The organism is Collinsella sp. AF15-51 (assembly GCF_003462845.1).
Classification (GTDB): Bacteria; Actinomycetota; Coriobacteriia; order Coriobacteriales; family Coriobacteriaceae; genus Collinsella.
The window spans coordinates 1-24183 of sequence record NZ_QRYG01000018.1; the positions used below are offsets into that span (position 1 = coordinate 1).

Sequence of the window (24183 nt, forward strand, 5' to 3'; positions counted from 1 at the left end):
TGATTGGTTGTTGAGCGTTGGTCAAAATGGTTGTTTTTACAGTAGCGCTAACACATGTGGGCGCCCGCGCCCGAGCCCGGCAGCCACGCGAGCTCCTACGCCGACGCCACCGGGGCGGGGGCAAACTACGTCTACCTGGTGGACGCGGCGGACGACAGAGGCAATGTCCGAGAGCTCCAGCTCATCTTCTTCGGGCGGGAGTCGGACGGCGAGGGCTGGCTCGAGATCGAGGCGCGCGGCGGCTCGGGCGTGCGCTACCGCGCGTGCGACGCGGCCGAGACACCCGTGGCTGCGCGCAGGGCTCTGGACCGCTGAGCGCGGCGTTAGTACAATTCCGACGAGAGTTTCAGGAGGTCGAACATGGCGAGGATACTGGCAGTGGATGATGAACGGGCGATCCTCGACGCGCTTGCGCGCGTCCTCGGCCGCGACGGCCATGAGATCGTCAAGGCGGAGGACCCGACGGCGGTCCCGGGGATGGACCTCTCGCGCTTCGACCTCGTGCTCTGCGACGTCATGATGCCGGGGCTCGACGGCTTCGAGCTCGTGCGGCAGATCCGCCCGGACTTCGACGGCCCCATCGTCTTCCTGACCGCTCGCGTGGCCGAGGAGGATGCCGTGGCCGCCTACGGCCTGGGCGCCGACGACTACGTCCGCAAGCCCTTCGGGGCCGCGGAGCTGCGCGCCAAGGTCGCGGCCCATCTACGCCGTGAGCGCCGGCCGCGCTCGCACGCCCTCTCCTTCGGGGAGGTGCGGATCGACCTCAGGGCGCGCGGCCTCGCCGTGGGCGGCGAGGCCGTGCCGCTCACGCCCACCGAGTACGCCATCTGCGAGTACCTCGCCCGCCACCCCGGGCAGGTCATGAGCCGCGCGCAGATACGCGAGGCGGTGCTCGGCTGGGAGAGCGACGCCGACGACGCGGCCATATCCATGCAGGTCAGTCGCGCCCGGAGGAAACTCTCCGAGGCCGGCGCCGATCCGATCGCGACCGTCTGGGGGATGGGGTACAAGTGGCAGCTCTGAGGATCGGGGCGCGAGGTCGCGGGGGCATGCCGCTCTCCTTCGTCATCGCGCGCTACTTCGCCTACGCGTTCGCGGCAGTCGCCACGGCGTGGCTCGCCTCGTTCATGATGCTCTCTGTGGCGATCAACGCGGGCTTCGTCTACGAGGCAAGCTGGGGGCCGGCCAATGCGCGCGAGGTCGCGGAGGGCCTGGCACGCGACGGCGTCTGCGGGCAGCAGGACGTGCCGACGGCGTACCGCTACCTCATCCTGAACAAGGACGGAAACGTGCTGATGACAGACCTCGAGAGCACGCGGCTCGAGGACGCGAAGGAAATGGCTCGTACGGCACTCGCCGCGGATCCGGGCACAGTGGAGATCGAGGGCGGGGGTTCGGGCGTTACCTACGCCGCGTTCCCGCTCAAAGGTGGCGGGGCCTGCGCGCTCGTCAGCGAGTATCTGCCGCAGTGGGTCTCGCGCGACCTCGCCGGCCTGCTTCCCAACCCGCAGAACCTCATGCTCGTCGGCGCCACGGCGGGAAGCGCACTTGCGCTTGCGCTCGTCGCGCGCCGCGCGAGCCGCGTGATCTCGCGTAAGATGGCGCCGCTCGCGGAGGCGGCGGGGCGCGTCGGCGCGGGGGAGCTCGACTTCGCGGTCGGCAGCACCAACGTGCGCGAGGTGAACGACGTCCTCGCCGCGATGGACGCCATGCGGGCCTCCCTCGCCGAGTCGCTCGAGGCCCGCTGGGCCGCGGAGCGGGGGCAGCGCGAGCAGATGACGTCGCTCGCCCACGACCTCAAGACGCCGCTCACCGTGCTGCGCGCCAACGCCGACTTCGTAGCGGAGGAGCTGGAAGACGAGAAAGACGCCGACCTCGCGGCCGCCGCGCGCGACATAGCCGGCAGTGTCGAAAGGCTCGACGGCTACGTGCGCCTGCTCATCGAGGCCTCGCGCGGGTCCGGCGGGGCGGAGAGGGCCCCCATGCGGCCGGCCGAGCTTTGCGAGCAGGTCCTCGCCGAGGCCGCCCAGATCGCCCGGGCGCGAGGCGTGACGCTCGACGCGGCCACGGGCCCCGCTGTCGCGGGCGCGCCCGAGGCCGCGCTCGACCGAACCGCCCTGGCGCGAGCCGCCGCGAACCTCGTGGCCAACGCCGCCGAGCACGCACGCTCGCGCGTGGCTGTCTCCTGCGACGTCGCGGGCGGGCACCTCGTCATCGAGGTTGCCGACGACGGACCGGGCTTTTCTCCCGCCGCCCTCGAACGCGGCTGCGAGCGCCTCTTCACAGACGACTCCTCCCGCTCCTCGCGTGACGAAGGCCGCCACTACGGGCTCGGCCTCCACGTCGCCTCCGAGGCCGCGAGCGCCCACGGGGGATCCGTCTCGCTCGCCAACGGCCCCTCGGGCGGTGCGGTGGCCACCATCGCGGTCCCCCTGTGCGGGATCTGACGATTTCCTCGATGTCTACCTCGACTGCGATATGTCGCTCGCCGAGGCCGCGACGAGATGGTGTTGCGTCTGCCCCGTTTGGTGCTTCTAGCTCAAATTTGATCTGATGTAAGGCCCGTGCAATCCTGCATGGGCCTTACTTTTGGCAATTGCTCGACCGATTCGTGGCTTGAAACACAAATTATCGAGTTAAGGAGAAATGGGGTCATACAGCAGCTCTCAGAGCGCTTGCCGCACTCCCCCGCCATTACCTCTGCGGCGTCCTCGTATAGAGCCCATACCGTTTGGCATATCGTTGCAATCGCCCACTTGTCCACCGGTCAAGTGAACTACTGGAATAAATACAGCGACACGCTTGTCCGTTACAGTCGCTATATCTGTGTAAATCGCCGCGATAAATACAGCCTGTACTCGGCTGTATACCAACTACGCGTATGTAGATTCATATCGCGTTAATAAATCGACTCAAGCGTGTGCAAAACGCGCAAGTAACCGCAAAAGGCGATTATCGCTCAGGTAGATTTTTGGCACCCCGTTGCTTAATCAAAATTAAGCAATTGCTTAAAACAAAAAAGGTCAGGCACTAGATGCCTGACCTGCAAACTTCTGGTCGGGACGACTGGATTCGAACCAGCGACCCCTTGACCCCCAGTCAAGTGCGCTACCAAGCTGCGCCACGTCCCGAAGCTTTTGTTTGTTGCTCTGCTCTCGCTCGCAACAGGGAGTATATTAACCCGAAACTTTAGACTTGTGCAAGAACTTTTTTACAAATTTTGAAGCAAGTCCAAAATTGTATCTGCGAGCTGGGGTTTTGTTAGAACGGGAAGTTCTTGCGTACCCGTTGTGCTCACAATCCAGGCCTTGTTGGTATCGGTTCCAAAGCCCGAATCGGCGCGTGAGACATCGTTGGCGATAATGGCATCGCAACCCTTGCGGTCGAGCTTTCGCTGTGCGTACTCCAGGACGTTATCGGTCTCGGCCGCAAAGCCGATCACGCACCGCTCCCCCTTCTGGCGCGAAAGCTCAGCCAAAATATCGACCGTCTCGACCAGTTTGATGCGATCCAAGCGCTCGTTGGCCTTTTTGAGCTTATGGTCCGCAGGGGATACGGGGGTGTAGTCGGCGACAGCGGCCGCACAAATGGCCACATCGGCCGTCTGAAAGGCGCTGAGCGCTGCCTTCAGCATTTCAGCGGCGGTCTGCACGCGCACGCACTCCACGCCGTGGGGAACGTCGAGCGATGTCGGTCCCAGCACGAGCGTGACGGCGGCACCGCGACGTGCGGCCTCCCCCGCCAGGGCGATACCCATCTTGCCCGAAGAACGGTTGCCAATGAAGCGCACGGGGTCAATCGGCTCATGCGTGGGGCCGGCGGTAATGACGATGCGCTTGCCCGCCAGGTCTTGTTGCACGGGATTGAGCACCTCGCAGACGGCCTCGACGATGTCCTCGGGTTCGCTCATGCGCCCCGTGTCCACGTCGCCGCAGGCAAGGTAGCCACTGCCGGGTCCCACCACGTGGACGCCGCGCTCGCACAGCGTGGCCATATTGGCCTGCGTGGCCGACGCCTTCCACATGCCATTGTTCATGGCCGGCGCGATAACGACGGGCCGCGGTGTCGCAAGCAACGTTGTGGAGATGAGGTCATCGGCGATGCCGTTGGCCATCTTGGCGATGATATTGGCCGTCGCGGGCGCCACGACCACCAAGTCGGGCTCCTGCGCCAGCGAGATATGGTGGATGGGGTCAGACGGGTCGTCGAATAGCCCAACCGCGACCGGCTCATTGGTGAGCGCGCGGAAGGTGAGCGGCCCCACAAACTCAGTGGCATGCTCGCTCATGACGACCTTGACGTACGCGCCGCGCTTTTGGAGCAGGCGCACGATATTGCACGACTTATAGGCGGCGATCCCGCCGGTAATGCCCAGCAGGATCGTTTTTCCCTCAAGTTGCATTGAATTGTTGGGTGCCGCCATCGTTTAAGCTTCCTTGTTCGGGAGCACCAGCAGGCGGTGGCAGTACGGGCAGTGCGTAATCTCGCTACCGTCGTGGTTGAGGTCGCTCATGGACGATGCTTGCAGCGCGGTGTGGCAGACCGTGGGGATGTTGCCCTTGATGGTCTCGACGGCTAGGCCGCGGAACTGCTTGAGCAGACGTTCGTAATCGGTGAGCACGTCGGTCGGCAGCGTGGCGGCAAGCGCGGTGCGCTCCTTGGTGGCGGCATCGATCTGAGCCTGCAGATTGGCAGCCTTGGCGCGGGCAGCCTTGGTATCGGCCTTCACGCCCTCCTCGAACTTGGCGATGATGGCCTGCGCGCGAGCCTCTCGGTCAAGCGCTTCCTTATGGGCGACGACGACGTCCTTGCGGGTGTGCTCGATCTTGTCCAAGCGCTTGGCCAGGGTGGCGAGCTCGTTCTCCAGGTCCTGAACCTCGCGGTAGTCGGAGCCGTCCACGTGGCGCTTCTTGGCGGCCTCGATGGCGTTGTTGGTCTGAATCTCGGTGGTGTTGAGATCGTCGAGCTCAATGTCCAGATCCTTGCGCTGGGCGTAGAGCTTGGTCATCTCGGACTTGAGCTTCACATAGGTCTTGCGCTTGGAAGCGAGCTCCTTGAGCTCCGGCATATTGGCAAGTTCGCTCTTGTTGCGGGCGAGCTCCAAATCGATCTGTTGCAGCTTGAGTAGCGTAGCGCCGGCGCTCATAAGTTCTCTCCTTTTGTCACAGTCCACCATTGGCAAGGGTTCAGTATTTTAATCGCATGACGGGGGTCGACCCCGGCGTCAACTGCAGAGTTCATCAATATATCAACGAACGGCTCTTCGGAGCGGTCGTGGCCGAGCAAGATCACCGGCAGCCCGCGCAAGGCAAGGTCTTGCGCCACGTGGTAGCCCGCCTCGCCGGTTACGATGACATCTGCGCCCGCGGCGATGGCGAGCTCTCCAAAGTCTCCCAGGGAGCCGCCCAAAATAGCGACGGTACGGCATGCGTGCTCGGCTTTGCCCCACACACGCGGGTCGCTGCCGAAGGCCGTAGCAGCACGGGCGGCAAGATCGCGCAGCGTGCACGGGTCGTTGAGCGTCGCAAGCGCGCCCAGGCCGGTGGCCTCGGGGTCGTCCACGTGCTCTAGCGAGCTCACGGGCGCGGCGCCCAGCAACTCGCTCAGGCAGACGCGCGCCTCGTGCGAGCGGTCCAGATTGGTATGGAGCGAAATAATGCTCATCCCGCAGCGGGCCGCCCCGTAGAGCGCCGCGCTGCACTGGGGACGCATCGCACTGGGCGGGCAAAACGCCTCGGGCGCCTTGATGTAGACGGGATGATGCGTGAGCAACACGTTAGCACCGGCCTCCAAGGCGAGGTGCACGTTGGCCCTGGTGGCGTCGAGTGCGCAGGCCACGCCGCGGATCTCGTCATCGGGGTCGCCTACGGATAAGCCTACATGGTCCCAAGGTTCGGCGTCCGTCTTGGGATAGCGCGCCAGCAGGGCGCGCTCGAGCTCGGCGACGATCATGCGGCACCCACGATCGACAGCAGCGCCCGGGCAAAGTCGTCCAGATCGCCCGGGTTTACGCGGTCATCGAACGAGATGCGAAGGGCGCCGAGAGCCTGCTCGCGGCCAATACCCATGGCGCTCAAAACGTGGCTCGGGTCCATGCTGCCGCTCGAGCAGGCAGAGCCGGCCGAAACCTCAAAACCGGCGGCGTCGAGCTTGATGATGAGCTCTTCGGAGTCCATGCCGTCAACGTAGATCGAAACAATGCCGGGCAGGCGATTGGCCTGCGCGTAGTCGCCCATGGTGGCGTGAATGCGCGGATGGGCCGTGAGCGTGGCGTAGAGTTTGTCGGACAAGGCCCGCAGCGTCGCACGCTCTTGGGCCACGGTCGGCAACAGCGCTGAGGCGGCAGCGGCAAAAGCCAGCTGCGTGCGCAGGTCCTGCGTGCCGGCGCGACGGCCGGCCTCCTGTCCGCCGCCGAAGATGCGGGGGCGCAACGGCGCGCGGTTCTTAAGGTAGAGCGCGCCGGAGGCCACGGGGCCGCCAATCTTGTGTGCGGCAACGGTCATGGCGTCGACGCCCAACTCGGTGACATCGAGGGGAATATGCAAGTAGCCCTGAATGGCATCGGTGTGGAACAGGGCGCCGGCGGCATGTGCGGCCGCGGCCAGCTCGCGGATGGGCTGCACCACGCCGGTCTCGTTGTTGGCGACCATAATGCTCACGAGCGCAACATCGTTGCCGAGAAGCTCCGTGAGCGCTGCGGGCTCAATGTAGCCCGCGCGGCAGGGCTGCACCAGGTCGACGGTAAAACCGGCGGCACGCAGCAGCGGCAGGTTGTCCAGAATCGAATCGTGCTCGATGGCCGAAACGATGACACGATCGCGCTTGCGATCGCGCTGACGAGCGCCCTCGGCAAGTCCGAGGAGCGCCAGCTGGTTTGCCTCGGTACCGCCGTTGGTCAAGATAATCTCGGACGGTCGGACGCGCGCGCCAAAGCTGCGGGCAATCTCGCGGCGAGCAACCTCCAGACGCGCAGCTGCCTTGCGGCCGAGCGAATGCAGCGAGTTGGGGTTGACGCCGGCAAGCTCGCTATCGTCGTACTCGCGCTGCGCAAGGAGCGCCTCGGCGCGCATGGGCGTCGAGGCGGCATAGTCAAGATTCACGGGTATGCGGTTTTGACCTGCGGTCATAAGGGTTTATGCCTCCTGTGCGGCCTCGTTGCCCAGCTTCTGCAGCAGCGCAACCTCGGCAGCGGGATCTTCGGACTTAAATACGGCGGAACCTGCCACCAGGACATTGGCGCCAGCCTTGACGACCTCGGCGATATTCTTGGAAGAGATACCGCCGTCGACCTCGATGAGGGGCGAAACGTCGTGACGCTCGCACATGGCCTTGAGCTCGTGCAGTTTGGCGATGGTACCGGGGATAAAGCTCTGGCCGCCAAAGCCGGGGTTCACGCTCATCAGCAGCACCATATCGACGACATCAATGATGCTCTCGAGCACGCACACGGGCGTAGATGGATTGAGCACCACGCCGGCCTTGACCCCGCGCTGCTGCAGATGAGTGAGCGTGCGGTGCAGGTGCGTGGAGGCCTCGTAGTGCACGGTGATCATATCGGCGCCGGCGTCGGCGTACCAATCGACCGTCTCGTCGGGGTTCGACACCATGAGGTGTGCGTCGACCGGCACGTCGGTGGAGCGCTTGACGGCCTTGAGGATGTCAACGCCAAAAGTGAGGTTGCCGGTAAAGTGGCCGTCCATGACGTCGAAGTGCACAAAGTCGGCACCGGCGATCTTGTCGAGGTCGCCCTTGAGGTTGGCCATATCGGCCGAAAGGACGGACGGAGCGATTTTAATGGAACCCATGTTAGTAGCCTTTCTGCGCTAATCGGTGAGTCCGTAGAACTCCTGCGATGGGATGCGGTCGGTGAGAATCTCGAGCGCCCTATCCAAAGTAACACCGTTGTAGAGCGTTTGCTCTACGGCAAAGGTGAGCGGAATGTCTACACCCAGTGAATGGGCGAGCTCGCTGACACTGCGGGCCGCAACGGCGCCCTCGACCACCATGTGCGTGCGTGCCTGGTACTCGTCGAGCGAAACGCCGTGGGCAAACTCGTAGCCAAAGGTGCGGTTGCGCGAATGCTCCGAGGTACAGGTGGCGATGAGGTCGCCCATGCCGGCAAGGCCCATGCAAGTCATGGCCTGCCCGCCGCGGGCATGCACCAGTCGGCTGATCTCGGCCAGGCCGCGCGTCATGATAAGGGCGAGTGTGTTGTCGCCCGCACCGGTACCGGCGGAGATGCCGCACACGATGGCGATAACGTTCTTCATGGCGCCGCATACCTCGACGCCGGTCATGTCCTGCGACAGATAGATGCGGAAGCCCGTGGATAGGAGCAGGTCCTTAAAGGTCTCCCCTATCTGAGGATCTTTGCTGGCGATGACGGCGGCAGAAAGTCCGCCGCGGCAGATCTCTTCGGCATGGTTGGGGCCGGAGAGCGCCGCCACGCGTGCCTCGTTGCCGATCTCGCTGGCAATGACCTCGCTCATGAGCAGGCCGGACTCGGGCTCGATGCCCTTGGTGAGGCACAGAACCGGCGTCTCGTCCGCGATGAACGGCGCCGCTTGGTGGCAGACGTCGCGCAGGTGCGTTGAAGGCACCGCAAAGATGATGGCGTCGGCGCCGTCGAGCGCCTGCGTCAGATCCGTCGTGGCGACGACGTTGCCGGGCAGCTCGTAGTCCACCAGATACCGGGGATTGCGATGCCCCCCGTTAATGCCAGCGGCCGTCTGCTCGCTATGGGCCCACATGTTCACGCGCTCGGCTCGAGCGGCGGCAAGGCCGGCGACGGCGGTTCCCCAGGAGCCGGAGCCAATCAGCGCAACATTCATGACTCTCTCCTACTTATCGTCGGGTTCGGTGACGCGCTTGGTAAACGAGAGCTTGGACTCCTTACCGCACATGAGCTTTTTGATGTTCGCGCGATGGGCCCAAACCACGGTGATGCCGATCATCGCCATGCAAAACTTAAGTCCTAGGCTGCTGTACGGAAAGACCGCGCAGGCGGCGATGGGAAGACCGATGGCCGCGGCAAGCGAGCCCACCGATACAAACTTGGTGATGGCGACGGCCACGATAAACATGCCCAGCAGCGAAAGTCCGATGGGCCAGTACCAGGCGAGGATGACGCCCAAGCCCACGGCGATGCCCTTGCCGCCATGGAAGTTGAGGTACGGCGAGAAGATGTGGCCCCACACCGCTGCCAGGCAGATGACGCCGAGCATCCAGTCGCCGGGGGCTCCGGGAGCCATAATGCTCGGAGGAAAGCCATAGCCCACGCCCGCGATAAGCGGACGCGAGATAAGGACGCAGATGGCGCCCTTAAGACAGTCGAGCAGCAGCGTGAGCGCGGCCACCTTGGGGCCGGCCACGCGCAGGGCGTTGGTGGTACCGATGTTGCCGGAGCCCGCCTTGCGAATGTCCGTGTGGTTGAACACGCGGCCCAGGATCAAGCCAAACGGAATCGCTCCGATAAAGAACGAGACTACGGCGCAGATGGCGGTCAGCAGGATCGGATTATGCATCCTTTTGCTCCTTCTTCCTAAAGAAGAGTCGAATGGGCGTGCCGGAAAAATCGAAGGTCGAGCGCATACGGTTCTCCACGTAGCGCTGGTAGGTGTCGTTGACCAGGTCGCTGTGGTTGACGAAGAACGTAAACGTCGGCGGGTTGACGCCCGTCTGGGTCACGTAGTGCATGCGCAGACGACGCTTGCCGTCCACCACGGTGTGGCCGAACTCGCGCAGGTCGGTGAGGAAGGTGTTGAGACGCGAGGTGGTAATCTTTTGCGAGCGCGTCTTCTCGGCGGCGTCGACCATCGCCCAGATCTTCTCGACGCTGCGGCCGGTCAGGGCCGAAATGCGCAGGTATTGGGCCCAGGGAGCCATAACGCCCAGACGGCGGTCGATGGTCTCCATGCAGGCCTCGCGCTTGCGGTCGTCGTCGAGCAGATCCCACTTGTTGAGCAGCACCACGATGGCGCAGCCGCGCTCGATGGCAAGGCCCATGACCTTCTGATCCTGCTCGGTGACGCCCACGGAGGCGTCGACGACGAGCAGTGCCACGTCGGCACGGTCGATGGCGCGCAGGCCGCGGACCATGGAGTAGTACTCGATGTTCTCGTACACGGTGCTCTTCTTGCGAATGCCCGCGGTGTCGACCATGCGGTAGTGCTTGCCGTTGCGCTCGACGACGGTGTCGATGGCATCGCGCGTGGTGCCGGCGATGTTAGACACGATGGAACGGTCGGCGCCCAGGATGCGGTTGAACAGCGAGGACTTACCGGCGTTGGGGCGGCCGATGATGGCCACGTTGAGCGCATCGGGGAACTCGTCGGCGACCTCGTCCTCCTCCTCGGGCAACAGGGCCACGATGTCGTCGAGCAGGTCGCCCGTGCCGTGGCCGTGCAGGGCCGAGAGCGGCGTGGGCTCACCGATGCCGAGGGAATAGAACTCCCAGATGTTGTCATTCTCGCGATCGGGGTTGTCGAGCTTGTTCACCAGCAAAAAGACAGGCTTGTCGCAGCGCTTGAGCATGCGGGCGACCGACTCGTCCTCCTCGGTGACGCCGGTACGGCCGTCGACCACAAACAGGATGACGGCCGCTTCCTCGGCGGCGGCAAGAGCCTGGTCACGGATGGACGTGGCAAAGACGTCATCGCTCTTGAGCGGCTCGATACCGCCCGTGTCGACGATGGTGAACTCGCGGCCGTTCCAATCGGCTGTGTGATACGAGCGGTCGCGCGTGACGCCGCGGGACTCGTGGACGATGGCGTCCGAGGTCTGGGCCAGGCGGTTAACGAGCGTGGACTTGCCCACGTTGGGGCGTCCGACGACGGCGACGATAGGTTTCATCTGCTCTCCTTTAATGGGTAGGGTCAGCGGGAATAGTTGAATTGGCGGGCGTTATGCCAAGGATGTGCTCCAGGGTATCGAGCAGCTCATGCGGCATGGTCGATACCACATGAACCTCGGCGCCGCGACCGGTAAGGCTTGCGAGTAATTCGTCACGATGATACTCGTCAAGCGTCATACCGTCGGCGTTGAACATGAGCTTAGGCACAAAGAGCATAACCCCCGATAGGTCCTGCGGCAGCTGCTCCAAGATGTCGCAGGCGACGATGAGGCCGGTCACATCCACGTTGCCGCCAAAGTAGCGGTTTTTGATGGCCATGACGGAGCCTGCAAGGCCGTGCGGCGATTCCACAAAACGCGCCACCGTATCGCGCGCGCTGGCGCCCGAGAGGCACAGCAGGTGCTGGCTACGGGCGGCGATGACCTCGCGAACGCGGCGCAGACGCTCGGTATCGGCGGCGAGCACGTTGTCGGTCTCGTCCAGATAGGATCGGATCATGCCGATGCCGTCGTAGTACTGCGGGTAGCCGTCGTAAAAGTCGGCCTCGGGTGGCTCGATGCCGGCATCCAGGTAGAACTCGTCGCTCATCTGGAACGTGTGGCGGCCAAAGCGCTCGAAGGCGCGGTCCTGGTAGGGCCGGATCATAGCAATGGTCTCGCGTGCGAGCTCGGGCTTGTCGCTGTAGGACCAGGTAAAGCGATTCTGGTGCTTGGTAAAGCCCAGCGGCACGATGCCCAGGCTCGTGATCTGCTCGTGCTCCTCGCAAAAGCGCAGAGTCTTTTGCAGCTCCTCGCCGTCGTTCATGCCGGGGCACAACACAATCTGGGCGTGGATCTCGATGCCGGCGGCCATGATGGTCTCGAGCACGTCCATGCCGCGCTGGGCGTTGCGGCCCATCATGCGGCGGCGGACGTCGGGGCTTACGGCATGGACCGACACGTTCATGGGGCTCATGTTGCGGGCGATGACGTTTTGAACATCATCGTCGGTGAGGTTCGTGAGCGTGACAAAGTTGCCCTGCAAAAAGCTCAGGCGGTAGTCGTCATCGCGAATATAGAGCGTGGAGCGGCCGCCCTTGGGCAGCATCGTCATAAAGCAGAACACGCAGGCGTTTACACAGGTGCGCATGCCGTCGAAGATGGGGCCATCGAACTCCAAGCCCCAGTCCTCGCCGGGAAAGCGATCGAGCTCAACGGGTGTGACGGTGCCGTCGCGTGGATCGAAAACCTCCAACTCGACGGTGTCGTCGTCGGCCTCCCAGAGCCACACGATCATATCGGTCAGTTGCTCGCCGTTGACCGTGAGCACGCGCATGCCCGGCTCGATACCCACATCCCATGCGGGCGATTCGGGGCGCACGTTTTTAACGAGCGCGCCCTCACCCGGCTCGGGGTCGCGGCTGCGCCCGTAATCGGCCACCTCAGCGGCATATGCGGGTACGGTCTGGTCCATGATTAGCGGCAAAGCTCCTTGATGCGCTCGACGGCGCGTTCGATGTGTTCTTGCGGGGTGGAGGCTCCGGCGGTGATGCCGATGTGGTGAGCGTCGGTAAACCACGCGGCCTGAAGCTCGGAAGCTTCCTCGATGTGATACGTACGCTCGCAGGCGTTTGCGCAAATCTGCGCCAGGCGGCGGGTGTTGCCCGAGTTCTTGCCGCCCACCACGACCATGCAGTCGCAGCGGTTGGCAAGTGCGGCTGCTGCCTGCTGTCGCTCGCTCGTAGCGGCGCAGATGGTGTTGATCACGCGCAGTTCCTGCACGCGCGGGGTGATGGCAGCAACGACCTCGGCCAGGTTCTGCGCGGTTTGGGTGGTCTGCACGACGAGCCCCACCTTGCCCTTGAGCGGCAGCGCGTCCGCATCGGCAGCGCAACTCACGACCTGTGCGTCATCGCCGGCGTGGCCCAGGATGCCCTCCACCTCGGGGTGGCCCGGCTCGCCCACGACGAGCACGCGATAGCCCTCGCGAACCAGGCGCTCGGCCGCCACATGGACCTTCTTGACGTAGGGGCAGGTGGCATCGACCACGTCGAGGCCGCGCTCGCGAGCTGCCTCAATCACCTGCGGCACCACACCGTGCGCGCGAATGATCACGGTGCCCGATGCGGCATCGTCCAGGGTGTCGGCCAGACCGACGCCTGCCTCGGCAAGCTCGCGCACCACGATGGGGTTATGGATGAGCGGACCCAGGGTGTGGACCTGAGCGGTCTCCCCCGCCTGCGGGGCGGCCGCCAGGGCCATATCGAGCGCGCGCTGCACGCCGTAGCAGGTGCCGGCGTAGGCAGCGATTTCGATGGTTGGGGCGTCTGCCTTGCCGGACACAGCCTTGGCAGTATTCATGACATCCTCGCCCATGGCTAGAACCTACCCGGATGCTCGGCGCACAGTTCATCGCGCATGGCGTACACACGATTCATGGCCTCGGACTCAAACCATGCCAGGCGCTCCTTGCGCTTGAGCTCGGCTGGTGCATCGGAAAGCGAAATGGCCTTGCCAGCGCGGATCCAGCACTTTTTGGGGCGCATGAGCTTTTTGCCCGCAGGCGTGATATCGGACCAGCCGCAGATGGCGAGCGGGTTGACGGGCGCCTTACCCATCTGGGCGATGAGCGCAAAACCGCCGTGGACCTCGGGTTTGATCTCGCGCGAGCGGATGCGCGTGCCCTCGGGGAAGATCAGAACGTCCTCGCCGCGCTGCAGCGCATGCTGGGCGGCGCGCAGGCACTTCATGTCAGCGGTGCCGCGCTCGACGGGAATACCGCCCACGCGGCTAAAGGCCCAGCGTACGATTTTGCTCTTGGCAAACTCGTACTTAAAGATGGGGCGAATGCGGCGGCCGCCAAAGAACAGCGCCGTCTCTACAGCCAGGAGCTCGGCCATCGAGGTGTGGTTGCAGATGACCACGCTGCCGCGGCCTTCCTGGCGCTCAAACAGCAGATCGGCGTCCTCTACCTTCCAGCGCCACATGAGCTTGGAGAAGACCCACAGGATGCCCATGACCACGGCGACGGTGCCGCGGATGAGCGCGGGGAACTCGGCGTAGGGGGCGTTGTAGTAATCCTCGGGCGTCTGCTTAAACAGGCGCATGGGCTACCTCCTTTGGTTGATGAGGTCCTCGATAATGCGGACGACCTCATCGATGGTGTGGGCGGTGGAGTCGACGTGCACCGCGTCCTCGGCGGGCACGAGCGGCGCGACCTCGCGGCTGCTATCGAGCTTATCGCGCTGCTTGAGGGCGTCGAGGGTCTCGTCGATCTCGGTCTCGAGCTGTGCGTCGCTGAGCGGCTGGGCGTCGTTTTGGTGGCGCTGCAGCACGCGGCGACGGGCGCGCTCGCGCGGGTCGGCGGTCAGGAAGACCTTGACCTGCGCGTTGGGGAACACGACGGTGCCGATGTCGCGACCCTCGGCCACGATATCGCGGTCCTCGGCGGCACGACGCTGGTGGATGAGCATGGCGGCGCGCACGCCCGGGTAGGCCGAGACCTTGGAGACGTTGGCGTCCACCTGCGGGGTGCGAATGGCAGCCGAGGCGTCCTGGCCGTCGATGGTCAGACGCGTGTCCTCGCCGGTGCCGTTAGTAAAGCGAATCTCGATCTGCTCGGCGAGGGCATCAATGGCAGCCTCGTCGTCCAGATCGATGCCGCGGTCGAGTGCGGCGAAGGTGACGGCGCGATACATGGCACCCGTGTCGAGCTTGTTAAAGCCCAGCTGGCGGGCAATCTCCTTGGCGATGGTGGACTTGCCGGAACCGGCGGGGCCGTCGATGGCGACGATCATGCAATGCTTCCTTTCGGTGGTTGACGTGCTGGTATGGGACGCGGACGCTGCGGCTCGGCGGGTTGCCTAGCTCGTGTAGCGCTCGCGGTAGGTGTTGCGCCTGGGCGCGGAGCCGTGGCTGCCGTGGTGACGCGTGCGGGTCGCGGTGTTGGTCGCCGGCGCGGCGCCGCGCTTGGAGCTGGCCTGCTTGGGCGGAATACCGCCGGCATTGAGGATCTGCACCTCGCGATCGGTGAGCTCGCGCCACGAGCCCTTGGCCACGTCCTTGAGCTCCAGGCCAGCAAAGTTGCAGCGGTGCAGGCGAATCACCGGGTGGTGAATCTTGCTCAGCATGCGCTTGACCTGGTTCTTGCGGCCTTCGCGGATGATGACCTCCACGGCGGTGGTGCCGGGTTTAACACCTTGCGGAGCCACGGCCTCGGCCTCGCGCGCGTTAATGACGCGGCAGATAGCCGGCTGGCACAGGCCGTCGTCGAGCTCGATGCCGCGGCGGAGTGGTTCCAAGTCGCGGTCGGTCAGGTGGCCGTCCACGAGCGCCTGGTAGGTCTTGTAGACGTGCTTGCTGGGGTGCAGCAGGTCCTGCGATAGGTCGCCGTCGGTGGTAAAAAGCAAAAGGCCCGTGGTGTCACGGTCCAGACGACCCACCGGGAAGAGCCCTGGAAAGCGGTCACGCGGGACCAGATCGGCCACGCAGGGGCGTTCCTGCGGGTCGCTCATGGTGGTGAGGTAGCCGGTCGGCTTGTAGAGCATCAGGTACACGGCGCCCTGGTTGAGCTTGACGGGCATGCCGTCGACCTCGATATGGTCGCGGTCGACATCGACCTTGGTGCCCAGCTCGGTCGCGATCTGGCCGTTGACGGTCACGCGGCCGGCGGTCATCAGGTCCTCCGAGCCGCGGCGGCTCGCCACGCCCGCGCGCGCCAAAAAGCGCTGCAGGCGCATGGTGTGCGGGTAGACGGGCTGGGCGCCGCCTGTGGGCGTTGTGGCGCCCTCGGCGCTTGCGATGCGCGTCTCCCCTGCTCCGTTAGTCCTCGTCATGTATATCCTCCGAGGTATCGACGGTGGCCAGCAGCTCCTCGTCGGCGGTGTCCTCAACATCGGTATCGATCAGTTCGCGCTCTTCGTCCAGATCCTCGGCCTGTTCCTCGAGCGTGGACTGAATGCTGCGGCCGCTCAGGCGCTCGCGGATAAACTGGCGCGACTGCTCGTCGGGGGCAAACTGCTCCAGATCGGGCAGGTCTCGGGTGGAACGCAGGCCGAACTTTTCCAAGAAGGCGTTGGTCGTGCCGTAGATGATGGCCTGACCGCGCTCGGGGTCGCGGCCGAGCTCGCGCACCAGGCCCTTATCCACGAGCGACGCGATGACGCCGTCGGAGTTGACGCCGCGGATGCCCTTAACAACCTCGCGCGTAACGGGCTGGTGGTAGGCGATGACGGCCAGGGTCTCAAGCGCCGCCTGCGACAGCTTTTGCGTGTCCCAGCTCAGCACGTAGGCCTCGACCACGTCGTGGTAGGCTGGGTGCGTAAACAGGCGCCAGCCTCCGGCGACCTCGCGCAGCTGAAAGCCGCGGTTGGCCTCCTCATACTCAACCTTGAGCTCGGCCAAAAGCGACGCGCATTCGCCCGGGGCGATATCCAGCGCACCTGCCAGCGCTGGTGCGCTCACGGGGTCGCTCGACACCAGCAGCAGCGCCTCGAGGGCGCCTTTGAGGCTGTTTGCCTCCAGCGTGGAAAGGGTTGACATGGTTGGTCGCTCCTATTCGGTGAGCTCGGGGCCCTCGCCGGGCACGTATGCCTCGGCGCCCTCGACGCGGTTGATTTGAATGGTTCCAAAGATCTCGTCCTGGCTCAGCGTAAGAGAGCCGCGCTTGGCGAGCTCGAGCATGGCCAGGAAGGTAACGACGAACTGCTCGGTGGTGGCGCCGCCGTCCAACAGCTCGCGGAAGGTGCAGGTTTGGTGCGCCATGGTAAAGCGGTCGACCGATGCCACCGTCAGGTCGAGCGGCACACGATGCGGTGCCACATGCTCGGCCTCCAGCAGGAAGGTCTGGCGCTTACCGTCCAGGTCGGCGCAGATGACGGCGAGGCCGCGCAGGGTAATGCCGGCCAGGTAGTCGGGCATAAGGCCCAGAAACTCGGGGTCGGGGCCGGCCACGCGCGGATGCATGCGGCTCTCGGCCTGCATACGCGCGCCGAGAGCCGCCGCCGCGCCCTTAAACTGCTTGTAGGCGATCAGGCGCTGAATCAGGACTTCGCGCAGGGCGTCTCCGTCGAGCGCGCTGAGTTCCTCAAGGTCTTCGTCGTCCTCGTCATCGTCGTCTGACTTGCGCGGGGCCTCCTGGGGCACCAGCGAGGCGGCCTTGATGTCCAAAAGGGTTGCCGCGACTAGCAAAAAGTCGCTCGCCACGTCCAGGTCCAACGCCTCGATGCGCTCGGCCTCGGCAAGGTATTGCTCGGCCACCTCGCTGATCGAGATGGCGCCGATATCAACTTTTTGGCGGGTTACCAGCTGCAGCAGCAGGTCGAACGGTCCGCTGTAGACCTGCGTCGACACGCGATACGACATCTTCGACCTCCTTTGACGGCGCCTTCGCGGCGCGGTTTGGGTGCATGTTGCGACCGTTTTACACGGCGACCTGTAAGTTTACCTTAGATGCCGGCGATTGCGAAGTTGAGCATCTGCTCAGCAAGCGGATACACGGTAACGTCGAAATAGCGGCCGATCACATCGATGCCGGTCCACATGGGCAACAGGTACAGAACCAGGATGAGGATGGGCATAGCGTATTGCTGCAGACGGTAATAGTTGTTGAGTGCCTTGCCCTTGAGGAAGGGCACGATGATCGACGAGCCATCGAGCGGCGGAATCGGGATGAGGTTAAAGAACGCGAGCGACAAGTTGACCACGATAAACGTGGCACCGAAGTTCATGATTTGGGAGGCTACGGCAAAGGACATGCTGGTGTAGAGGTTGCCGTATGTCGCGTGCATGAGGGCGGCTGCAAGACACGCGAGCGCGATGTTCGATACAGGACCGGCCGCGCTCACCAGGACCTCGTCGCGCTTGGGGTGCTTGAGGTTGTTGAGGTAGACGGGCACGGGCTTGGCGAAGGCGAACACCGGACCGCCGGCGGCAAGCATCAGCAGCGGCAAGATGACGGTGCCGAACGGGTCGATGTGGTTGAGCGGGTTGAGCGAGACGCGGCCGCGCGAGCGCGCCGTTTTGTCGCCGAGCGCCCAGGCCGCGGCGGCGTGTGCACTCTCGTGGATGACGATGCCCACGATGACGGCGACAGCGCTGGCGAGCAGGTTCATGAGGTAGCTGCTGGACATGGCGCTCCCCTAGCGGACGCGGCGCGAGGCGCGCGTGAGCAGGTAGTCGGCCACAAACAGAATGACGGCCACGATGGCGTAATCCAGGCGGAACACGCCGCCAAAGGGCGACGTGATGACGCCGTAGCCGGCGATGGCGCTCGGCAGCGCGCGCGAAAGCTCGACGACAAAGCCCACGATCTGCAGCTTGGCGGTGAGGCCGCTAAAGCACAGCAGCACGGTCATCGCGCTCATAAAGATGCCGCAGATGCGACAGGCGATGGCGATGATGCTCATCGCCACGGCGGTGGCTTTACGAGAGTTCACGCGCGGTCTCCTCTTCGATCTGGGTGGAAAGCTCCAGCCATTCGTCCTCGATCTTGGGCAGCTCTTGCTTAAGCCCGTTATATTCCCCCAGCGCGGCGTTGAACTTGTCCTGATCGGCGTAAAGCTCTTCGCTTGCCATCAATTCCATAAGCTCGTCATAGCGGGCACGCTTTTTATCGAGCTCCGCCTCGATCTTCTTGAGCTGATTGCGCACGCCCTTGAGCTTTTTGTTGAGCGCGGCGCGGGCCTGGGCCTCGGCGCGCTTTTGCTCCTTGCTCTTTTTACCTTCGGCGGGCTTGGGGGCGGCGGCGCTGGGCTGGGTGGAACTAGTCGACTTGGCTGCCTTGGTCGCGGCCGGTGTGCTCTCCCCTGCTGCCTCGGCGGCGGCGCGGGCTGCGAGGTCCTCGCGCTTGTAGAGGTAGTAGTCATAGTCGCCGTCGTAGACCGTGACCTTGCCGTCGCGGATGTCGATGACGCGGTTGGCAACGGCGCGCACCAGGTGCTCGTCATGGCTGATCAGCACGATGGTGCCGGGGAAGTTTTGCAGGGCGCTCTCGAGCATATCCACCGAGTCGATGTCCAGGTGGTTGGTGGGCTCGTCCAGGCACAGGAGCGCCTCGGGCGCCACGAGCATTTTGGCCAGGGCCAGGCGCGCCTTTTCGCCGCCGGAGAGGACACGGACCTGCTTTTCGATTGCATCGTTGTCGCTAAACAGGAAGGCGCCCAGCAGGCTACGCTGCTGCGGCACCGTCCACTTGGGCGTGACGGTGTCGATCTCTTGCAGGACGGTGTTGGACTCGGTCATGCCTTCGAGCGCGTGCTGGGCATAGTAGGCCACGCCCACGTTGGTGCCCAGATCGCGGGTGCCGGTGGTGGGCGGCTCCAGGCCGGCGAGGATCTTCATGAGGGTGGACTTGCCGGCACCGTTGGGGCCGACGAGCGCCACATGCTCACCGCGGTAGAGCTTGAGGTCGATATCGCTGTAGATGTGCTTATTGCCGTAGGATTTGGAGACGCCCTCCAGGCCCACGACCATGTCGCCGGAGCGCGGCGGGTCGGGGAACTTAAAGTCAATGTGCTTGTGGCCCTCGGGCAGGATGACGAGCTCCTTTTTGATTTGCTCGATCTTGCGGATGCGCTCCTGCGCCTGGGCGGCCTTGGTGGGCTTGTAGCGGAACTTGTCAACGAAGACCTGCATGTGGGCGATGTCGCGCTCCTGCGCGGCGCGCTTGGCGCGCATCTGCTCCAGGTTGTCCTCACGCTGCTTGAGGTAGCTGCTGTAGTTGCCGGTGTAGGTGGTTACACGGCGGTTCTCGAGCGCGGCGACGTGGTCGACGCAGGCGTCCATGAAGGCGCGGTCGTGACTGACGATGAGGACGGCGCCGTCGTAGTTGGCGATAAAGCCGCGCAGCCACTGGACGCTTTCGAGGTCCAGGTGGTTGGTGGGCTCGTCCAGAAGCAGCAAGTCGGGATGGCGCAGGAAGAGCTTGGCGAGCGCGATGCGCATCTGCCAGCCGCCCGAGAACTCAGAACACGGGCGCTCAAAGTCGGTGACCTTAAAGCCCAGGCCGGACAGGATCTTGCGGGCGTTGCTCTCGAGCTCGTAGCCGCCCAGGTGCTCAAAGCGGTCTTGGACCTGGCCGTACTCGTTAAGGAGCGCGTCGACGTCCTTGCCCTGCTCGGATAGCTCGGTGATCTGGGCCTGCAGTTCGTTGGCACGCTCGCCCATGCGGCGGATTTCTTTAGCGGCGGCCATGACCTCGGCGAGGATGGTGGTGTCCTTTTGCTCCAGGTTGGTTTCCTGCTCTAGGTAGCCCACCTGGCAGTCCTTTGCGTACTGGACCTGGCCGGCGTCGGGGCTGTCGATGCCCATGATGATTTTGAGCATGGTGGTTTTGCCGGCGCCGTTGGGTCCCACGAGCGCGAAGCGCTCGCCGGGGTTGATCTGGAAGGACGCGCCGCTAAAGAGGACGCGCGCGCCGAAGCTTTTTTCGATCTTGTCGACCAGGAGGATCATGGTGCCGCCTTTGACCTTGTGTGCCTATATGAAAAAAGGCCCCAACTTGCGTTGGAGCCTCATTCAATGCTCGGGTGGAGACGAGGGGGATCGAACCCCTGACCTCTTGACTGCCAGTCAAGCGCTCTCCCAGCTGAGCTACGCCCCCGTGCGAAGAGGTACTATACGGGAACTCGGACGGCGATGCAAGGACAATTTTGGAAAATATTTTGCGGGCGGCGGCGCCCCGCGGGCGCGTCCCATGGGCCGTCCGCCACGAAACCGGCCCACGCCGTGACGGGCAGCCAGACTCTGCGAAGGCTATATCCGCGGCATGTTTTTGTAGACGCCCTGGCGGTGGCCGACCCTCACGACCTCGACGACGGCCTTCCCATCCTCGATCCTCCCCAGGATACGGTAGACCCCGACGCGCCAGCGCCAACCGGAGTCGGTGCCCTGAAGCTGTTTTCCGTTCGGTGCGAGACGTGGGTCTTCGCATCCATTAAGATGTTCTTGGACCCAGGACAGGACGATGAGCCTTTGCTTTTTCGGGATCTTGACAAGTTGCTTGGCCGCAGCCTTGGACCACTCGACACTGAAGCTCATTCGGCCTCCATGGCCATGCGCATGACGTCATCCATCGAGTAGCGGGTGCCGTCATCTTCTACCAACGCCTCGTTGTATGCCTTGATATCAGCTGCCTCTTCGACCTTCTCGAGGGCGGCACTCCTCACGAATTCAGAAAAGGACATGCCGAGGACGCTCGCATAGGACTGGATCCAGTCCTTCTCTCCCTCGTCGAACCTAATGGCGGTCGCACTCATGGCCATGGTTACTCCAATCAACGTAATACGATGTAATACGTCAATTATACCCGTTCGTTTCGGGTACAGTCCCAAAATGTGTATGTATTAGAATTATCTTAACGTTAAATCAATACCTTTCCATTTAAGTTGAATCCGGCTATCCAATATGATGCTGTGCAGTTCCTAGCAATGAAGTTTTTTTGCATTTTGCAGTTGTGGATAGTTGTGGATAGTTGTGGATAGACAGAAGAAACACGAGGATTCGAGAAGGAAAAACAAATACGAAAGCGGTTTCCCCGATTGACTGGAAATCAGAGAAACCGCTGGTAGATGCTGGTGGGCCCTCCGGGATTCGAACCCAGAACCCAGGGATTATGAGTCCCCTGCGCTAACCGTTGCGCCAAGAGCCCTTTTAGTTAGTGGCTGTGATAGTAATGGCGGCTATCCATTTGCATTAGTTTCACACCACGAGGAAGAATACTACCATGCACGCGACGGTCGTTCAACGCACGATCTTGTCGACCAGGAGGATCATGGCGCCGCCTTTGACCTTGTGTGCCTATATGAAAAAAGGCCCCAACTTGCGTTGGAGCCTCATTCAATGCTCGGGTGGAGACGAGGGGGATCGAACCCCTGACCTCTTGACTGCCAGTCAAGCGCTCTCCCAGCTGAGCTACGCCCCCGTGCGAACAAGTACTATACGGGAACTCGGACGGCGATGCAAGGACAATTTTGGAAAAACTTCCCGCGGCGATACCGCCCACCTTCATTATGACCGGATTCACAATCACGATATCCCCGTAGCAGACCTTTTGCCCCGCTATGGTTTTCGCAGCTGCGGTAAGCGGCGTTAAGTCATTGACATATACATAGCAAGGCAAAGATCGGCCGAAGACATTAGGCGATTATATACATTTGTAGGAATTGTGAAGGGGTCATATTCAATAAAAAAGGAGACCCCAGTTTAATAAAGTTACAAAATTTGGTGTCACTTTTGGTGTCACCCTTGGTGTTAAAAAGAAAAAGGCCAGAGGCTTAACACCTCTAACCTGTGCTTTAGATGGTGGGCGATACAAGATTCGAACTTGTGACCCCATCCGTGTGAAGGATATGCTCTACCCCTGAGCCAATCGCCCGTCGCCTTTCGGCAAAAGAGATACTATCATAGCCGCGCGTGGTTTACCAAGAACTTTTTGCCCCCGATTTTAAATTCGTGGGCGCTGGCTGCTCTGGCGGAGTCCAAATAAACAGCAAACCCGCAGCTTAACGAGCCCTTACCGCTTGATCCACGAGGTCTCGGGGCGGCAGATGAGTCGTGCTTTGTTGTAGGCCATATCGAGCGTGAGGCAGGTGCGCGCGGCGTAGAAGCCGTCCTCGCGTTGGATGGTCAGCGCCAGTTCGGGCTTGTCGCCGGTTGTGCACAGTGGAAGCAGCAGTTGAATCCGTCCACCGTAGAACTGCGGCACGGCGAGCGTGTAGTTTGCGGCGGCGCGGCGGGCGGCCTCGACGACGGCGCCCTCAAAGGCGCGGCGCAGCAGCAGTGAGTTACCCTCCCCCATCAGGCTGGCGGGGATACGCGTGAGGTTTTCCTCGTCGCCCAGGATGTGGTCGATGTTGGAGCGGATCGGCAAGCGGTAGTCAAAGACCAGCTCGGAGGGGTCCTCGGCAAAGCGCACGCGGCACGGCAGGTACTCAAACGAGACCAGCATGGGGTCGCTTTCCTTAAAAAGCCCTTCAAAAACCAGCGCTGGCGCGCGTCGGGCCTGGTGTTGGGCTCAAACAGGCCGTAGATGGTCTCGTAACGGCGCGTATACAGGCCGGTGTTGAACAGGCAACGGTCGTCGTCGAACACCAGCGGCAGGTTGGACGGCGCGGTCTGGTCTACCCCCGCACTTCCGGAATATAGGCATTTTAGCAGCGATCTGAGGTGCCCTCGGGCACCATGCAACAGGGTGCAACGCTCAAAATCTACATTGCAAGAAGTAGGTTCTCCTTGAGCTCGTCTCGTTCGGCCAGAGAACTGGACGCGCTTTTGTCCGGTATGGCGAACATCCTTGGCACAATCCCAACGAGCGGCGCGGTAAAGTCGTCATTTCTGACCATTTTACTAACCACCATGGTTAGAAAAATGGTCAGAATATGGGTAGGAGACACGAAAGATCCCCTTCGGCGCGCCGCAGATACAGACCCTGAAGATAACCTCATCGGACGGTCTCTACACAAACCTCGGCCTGCTCCTGTCCGACCAGTGCCTGCACACCGTCAAAGCGGCCGTTTTCGAGGGGACGGACCAGAGTGTGTTCAAGGATCGCCGGGAGTTCTCCGGGTCCCTCATGCGGCAGCTCGACGAGGCCTACGACTACATCGACTTCCACAACCGGACCCATGCCACTTTCCAAAAGCTGCTGCGCGTCGACACCAGGGACTACCCGGAGGTCGCCGTGCGCGAGGCCTTGCTGAACTCGCTCGTGCACAGGGACTACTCCTTCCGCGCCAGCACGCTGATCAGCGTCTACGACGACAGGATCGAGTTCGTGTCAGTCGGCGGCCTTCTGCCCGGCTTGGAGCTGGAGGATTTGATGATGGGCATCTCTGCCTGCCGGAACTCGCATCTCGCCAACGTCTTCTATCGCCTGCAGCTCATCGAGGCATACGGCACGGGGATGAGGAAGATCATGGGGGCCTACGCGGATGCGGCCTCTCAGCCGCAAATCATGGCCACGAACAACGCATTCAAAATCGTTCTGCCCAACATGAACTTCGCAGCAACGGCAGCGGAAACGCCCGCGTCAAACAGCAAGCAGGCGCCCGCTGCTTCCCATTCCCGAGAGGACGAGATCCTGCGGTTCTTGGCAGAGCACCCCTCAATTACCCGAAGGGAAGCGCGGGCGTTGCTCGGGATCGGCCAGTCCACGGCCGGCCGCATACTGAAAGAGATGGTGGATAGGGGGCAAATCGCAACGCACAGCGGGGTCGCACATTGCGATACGAATTGGCGTAACGATGTGTCTCTGAGGCAATTGCCCACTTTGCGTTCCGTCCGGGCGGGCATAACAAAAGCGAGCCGCGACCACTTCCCCTGCTTTGGGAAACATAAAACTTGCTTTTAATCGGT

General features: G+C 62.9%; 24 protein-coding genes, 5 tRNA genes and 1 pseudogene. 4 read left to right on the forward strand and 26 right to left on the reverse strand.

Features of this window, described 5'->3' with window-relative positions:
* The first annotated feature begins 54 nt into the window (after window positions 1–54).
* From DWW51_RS08245 to DWW51_RS08255, 3 genes are read left to right on the forward strand one after another with little or no spacing between them, the layout of a single operon-like run.
* Complete coding sequence (locus tag DWW51_RS08245) at window positions 55–315, forward strand: hypothetical protein (RefSeq protein WP_117774162.1); 261 nt, start codon at window positions 55–57, stop codon at window positions 313–315.
* Window positions 316–360: 45 nt separating this feature from the next.
* A complete protein-coding gene (locus DWW51_RS08250) occupies window positions 361–1023 on the forward strand; it encodes a response regulator transcription factor (RefSeq protein WP_117774163.1) in 663 nt (220 codons plus the stop codon).
* Window positions 1024–1049: 26 nt separating this feature from the next.
* Window positions 1050–2447 carry a sensor histidine kinase KdpD gene (locus DWW51_RS08255; RefSeq protein ID WP_055250131.1) on the forward strand — a complete coding sequence of 466 codons (1398 nt, stop codon included), beginning with the start codon at window positions 1050–1052 and terminating at the stop codon, window positions 2445–2447.
* A gap of 607 nt (window positions 2448–3054) precedes the next feature.
* Here the strand turns inward: DWW51_RS08255 and DWW51_RS08260 are convergent.
* The 26 genes and pseudogenes from DWW51_RS08260 to DWW51_RS08385 all read right to left on the reverse strand — a co-directional run bounded on the left by DWW51_RS08260 (window position 3055) and on the right by DWW51_RS08385 (window position 22920).
* Window positions 3055–3131 (reverse strand) — tRNA-Pro (locus DWW51_RS08260).
* A gap of 80 nt (window positions 3132–3211) precedes the next feature.
* Complete coding sequence (coaBC, locus tag DWW51_RS08265) at window positions 3212–4423, reverse strand: bifunctional phosphopantothenoylcysteine decarboxylase/phosphopantothenate--cysteine ligase CoaBC (RefSeq protein ID WP_231501619.1); 1212 nt, start codon at window positions 4421–4423, stop codon at window positions 3212–3214.
* Between the two features lie 3 nt (window positions 4424–4426).
* Window positions 4427–5146 carry a zinc ribbon domain-containing protein gene (locus DWW51_RS08270; RefSeq protein ID WP_117774164.1) on the reverse strand — a complete coding sequence of 240 codons (720 nt, stop codon included), beginning with the start codon at window positions 5144–5146 and terminating at the stop codon, window positions 4427–4429.
* The gene (locus DWW51_RS08275) at window positions 5143–5952 is read right to left on the reverse strand and encodes a Nif3-like dinuclear metal center hexameric protein (RefSeq protein ID WP_117774165.1); all 810 of its coding nucleotides are present in this window, start codon (window positions 5950–5952) and stop codon (window positions 5143–5145) included. The genes DWW51_RS08270 and DWW51_RS08275 overlap by 4 nt, the downstream gene beginning before the upstream one ends.
* Window positions 5949–7127, reverse strand: coding sequence for a cysteine desulfurase family protein (locus tag DWW51_RS08280; protein WP_117774166.1), 1179 nt, complete (start codon window positions 7125–7127; stop codon window positions 5949–5951). Before DWW51_RS08280 ends, DWW51_RS08275 begins: the two co-directional genes overlap by 4 nt.
* A 6-nt stretch (window positions 7128–7133) precedes the next feature.
* Window positions 7134–7805, reverse strand: coding sequence for a ribulose-phosphate 3-epimerase (gene rpe / locus DWW51_RS08285; protein WP_117774167.1), 672 nt, complete (start codon window positions 7803–7805; stop codon window positions 7134–7136).
* An 18-nt stretch (window positions 7806–7823) separates the two neighbouring features.
* On the reverse strand, window positions 7824–8831 hold the full coding sequence (locus tag DWW51_RS08290) for an NAD(P)H-dependent glycerol-3-phosphate dehydrogenase (protein WP_117774168.1): 1008 nt from the start codon (window positions 8829–8831) through the stop codon (window positions 7824–7826).
* A 9-nt stretch (window positions 8832–8840) separates the two neighbouring features.
* Complete coding sequence (gene plsY / locus DWW51_RS08295; protein ID WP_117774169.1) at window positions 8841–9524, reverse strand: glycerol-3-phosphate 1-O-acyltransferase PlsY; 684 nt, start codon at window positions 9522–9524, stop codon at window positions 8841–8843.
* Window positions 9517–10851, reverse strand: a complete 1335-nt coding sequence (der, locus tag DWW51_RS08300; protein WP_117774170.1) for a ribosome biogenesis GTPase Der — start codon at window positions 10849–10851, stop codon at window positions 9517–9519. Before der ends, plsY begins: the two co-directional genes overlap by 8 nt.
* Before the next feature lie 10 nt (window positions 10852–10861).
* Window positions 10862–12304, reverse strand: coding sequence for a DUF512 domain-containing protein (locus DWW51_RS08305; protein ID WP_117774171.1), 1443 nt, complete (start codon window positions 12302–12304; stop codon window positions 10862–10864).
* A gap of 2 nt (window positions 12305–12306) precedes the next feature.
* Window positions 12307–13191, reverse strand: coding sequence for a 4-hydroxy-3-methylbut-2-enyl diphosphate reductase (locus DWW51_RS08310; protein ID WP_231501620.1), 885 nt, complete (start codon window positions 13189–13191; stop codon window positions 12307–12309).
* Window positions 13192–13208: 17 nt separating this feature from the next.
* Window positions 13209–13937 (reverse strand): lysophospholipid acyltransferase family protein, encoded by a 729-nt coding sequence (locus DWW51_RS08315; RefSeq protein WP_117774173.1) that lies wholly within the window; start codon window positions 13935–13937, stop codon window positions 13209–13211.
* 3 nt (window positions 13938–13940) lie between these two features.
* The gene (gene cmk / locus DWW51_RS08320; protein WP_117774174.1) at window positions 13941–14627 is read right to left on the reverse strand and encodes a (d)CMP kinase; all 687 of its coding nucleotides are present in this window, start codon (window positions 14625–14627) and stop codon (window positions 13941–13943) included.
* A gap of 66 nt (window positions 14628–14693) precedes the next feature.
* On the reverse strand, window positions 14694–15665 hold the full coding sequence (locus DWW51_RS08325; protein WP_117774175.1) for a pseudouridine synthase: 972 nt from the start codon (window positions 15663–15665) through the stop codon (window positions 14694–14696).
* A complete protein-coding gene (gene scpB, locus DWW51_RS08330) occupies window positions 15652–16371 on the reverse strand; it encodes an SMC-Scp complex subunit ScpB (protein WP_117774176.1) in 720 nt (239 codons plus the stop codon). Before scpB ends, DWW51_RS08325 begins: the two co-directional genes overlap by 14 nt.
* A gap of 12 nt (window positions 16372–16383) precedes the next feature.
* Window positions 16384–17193 (reverse strand): ScpA family protein, encoded by an 810-nt coding sequence (locus DWW51_RS08335; protein WP_117774177.1) that lies wholly within the window; start codon window positions 17191–17193, stop codon window positions 16384–16386.
* 83 nt (window positions 17194–17276) lie between these two features.
* Window positions 17277–17960 carry a site-2 protease family protein gene (locus tag DWW51_RS08340; RefSeq protein WP_117774178.1) on the reverse strand — a complete coding sequence of 228 codons (684 nt, stop codon included), beginning with the start codon at window positions 17958–17960 and terminating at the stop codon, window positions 17277–17279.
* Window positions 17961–17969: 9 nt separating this feature from the next.
* Window positions 17970–18266 (reverse strand): hypothetical protein, encoded by a 297-nt coding sequence (locus tag DWW51_RS08345; RefSeq protein WP_055250169.1) that lies wholly within the window; start codon window positions 18264–18266, stop codon window positions 17970–17972.
* Complete coding sequence (locus DWW51_RS08350) at window positions 18253–20283, reverse strand: ABC-F family ATP-binding cassette domain-containing protein (protein WP_117774179.1); 2031 nt, start codon at window positions 20281–20283, stop codon at window positions 18253–18255. The genes DWW51_RS08345 and DWW51_RS08350 overlap by 14 nt, the downstream gene beginning before the upstream one ends.
* Before the next feature lie 75 nt (window positions 20284–20358).
* Window positions 20359–20431 (reverse strand) — tRNA-Ala (locus DWW51_RS08355).
* 152 nt (window positions 20432–20583) lie between these two features.
* Window positions 20584–20868 (reverse strand): type II toxin-antitoxin system RelE/ParE family toxin, encoded by a 285-nt coding sequence (locus DWW51_RS08360; RefSeq protein ID WP_117774180.1) that lies wholly within the window; start codon window positions 20866–20868, stop codon window positions 20584–20586.
* Window positions 20865–21092, reverse strand: coding sequence for a type II toxin-antitoxin system RelB family antitoxin (gene relB / locus DWW51_RS08365; protein ID WP_117774181.1), 228 nt, complete (start codon window positions 21090–21092; stop codon window positions 20865–20867). The genes DWW51_RS08360 and relB overlap by 4 nt, the downstream gene beginning before the upstream one ends.
* 310 nt (window positions 21093–21402) lie before the next feature.
* A tRNA-Ile gene (locus DWW51_RS08370) sits at window positions 21403–21478 on the reverse strand.
* 200 nt (window positions 21479–21678) lie between these two features.
* Window positions 21679–21751, reverse strand: a tRNA-Ala gene (locus tag DWW51_RS08375).
* 378 nt (window positions 21752–22129) lie between these two features.
* Window positions 22130–22204 (reverse strand) — tRNA-Val (locus tag DWW51_RS08380).
* Between the two features lie 138 nt (window positions 22205–22342).
* Window positions 22343–22920 (reverse strand): annotated as a pseudogene (locus DWW51_RS08385) (DUF3825 domain-containing protein).
* 445 nt (window positions 22921–23365) lie between these two features.
* Here DWW51_RS08385 and DWW51_RS08400 point away from each other — a divergent pair.
* Complete coding sequence (locus tag DWW51_RS08400) at window positions 23366–24178, forward strand: ATP-binding protein (protein WP_197032228.1); 813 nt, start codon at window positions 23366–23368, stop codon at window positions 24176–24178.
* Window positions 24179–24183 lie beyond the last annotated feature (5 nt).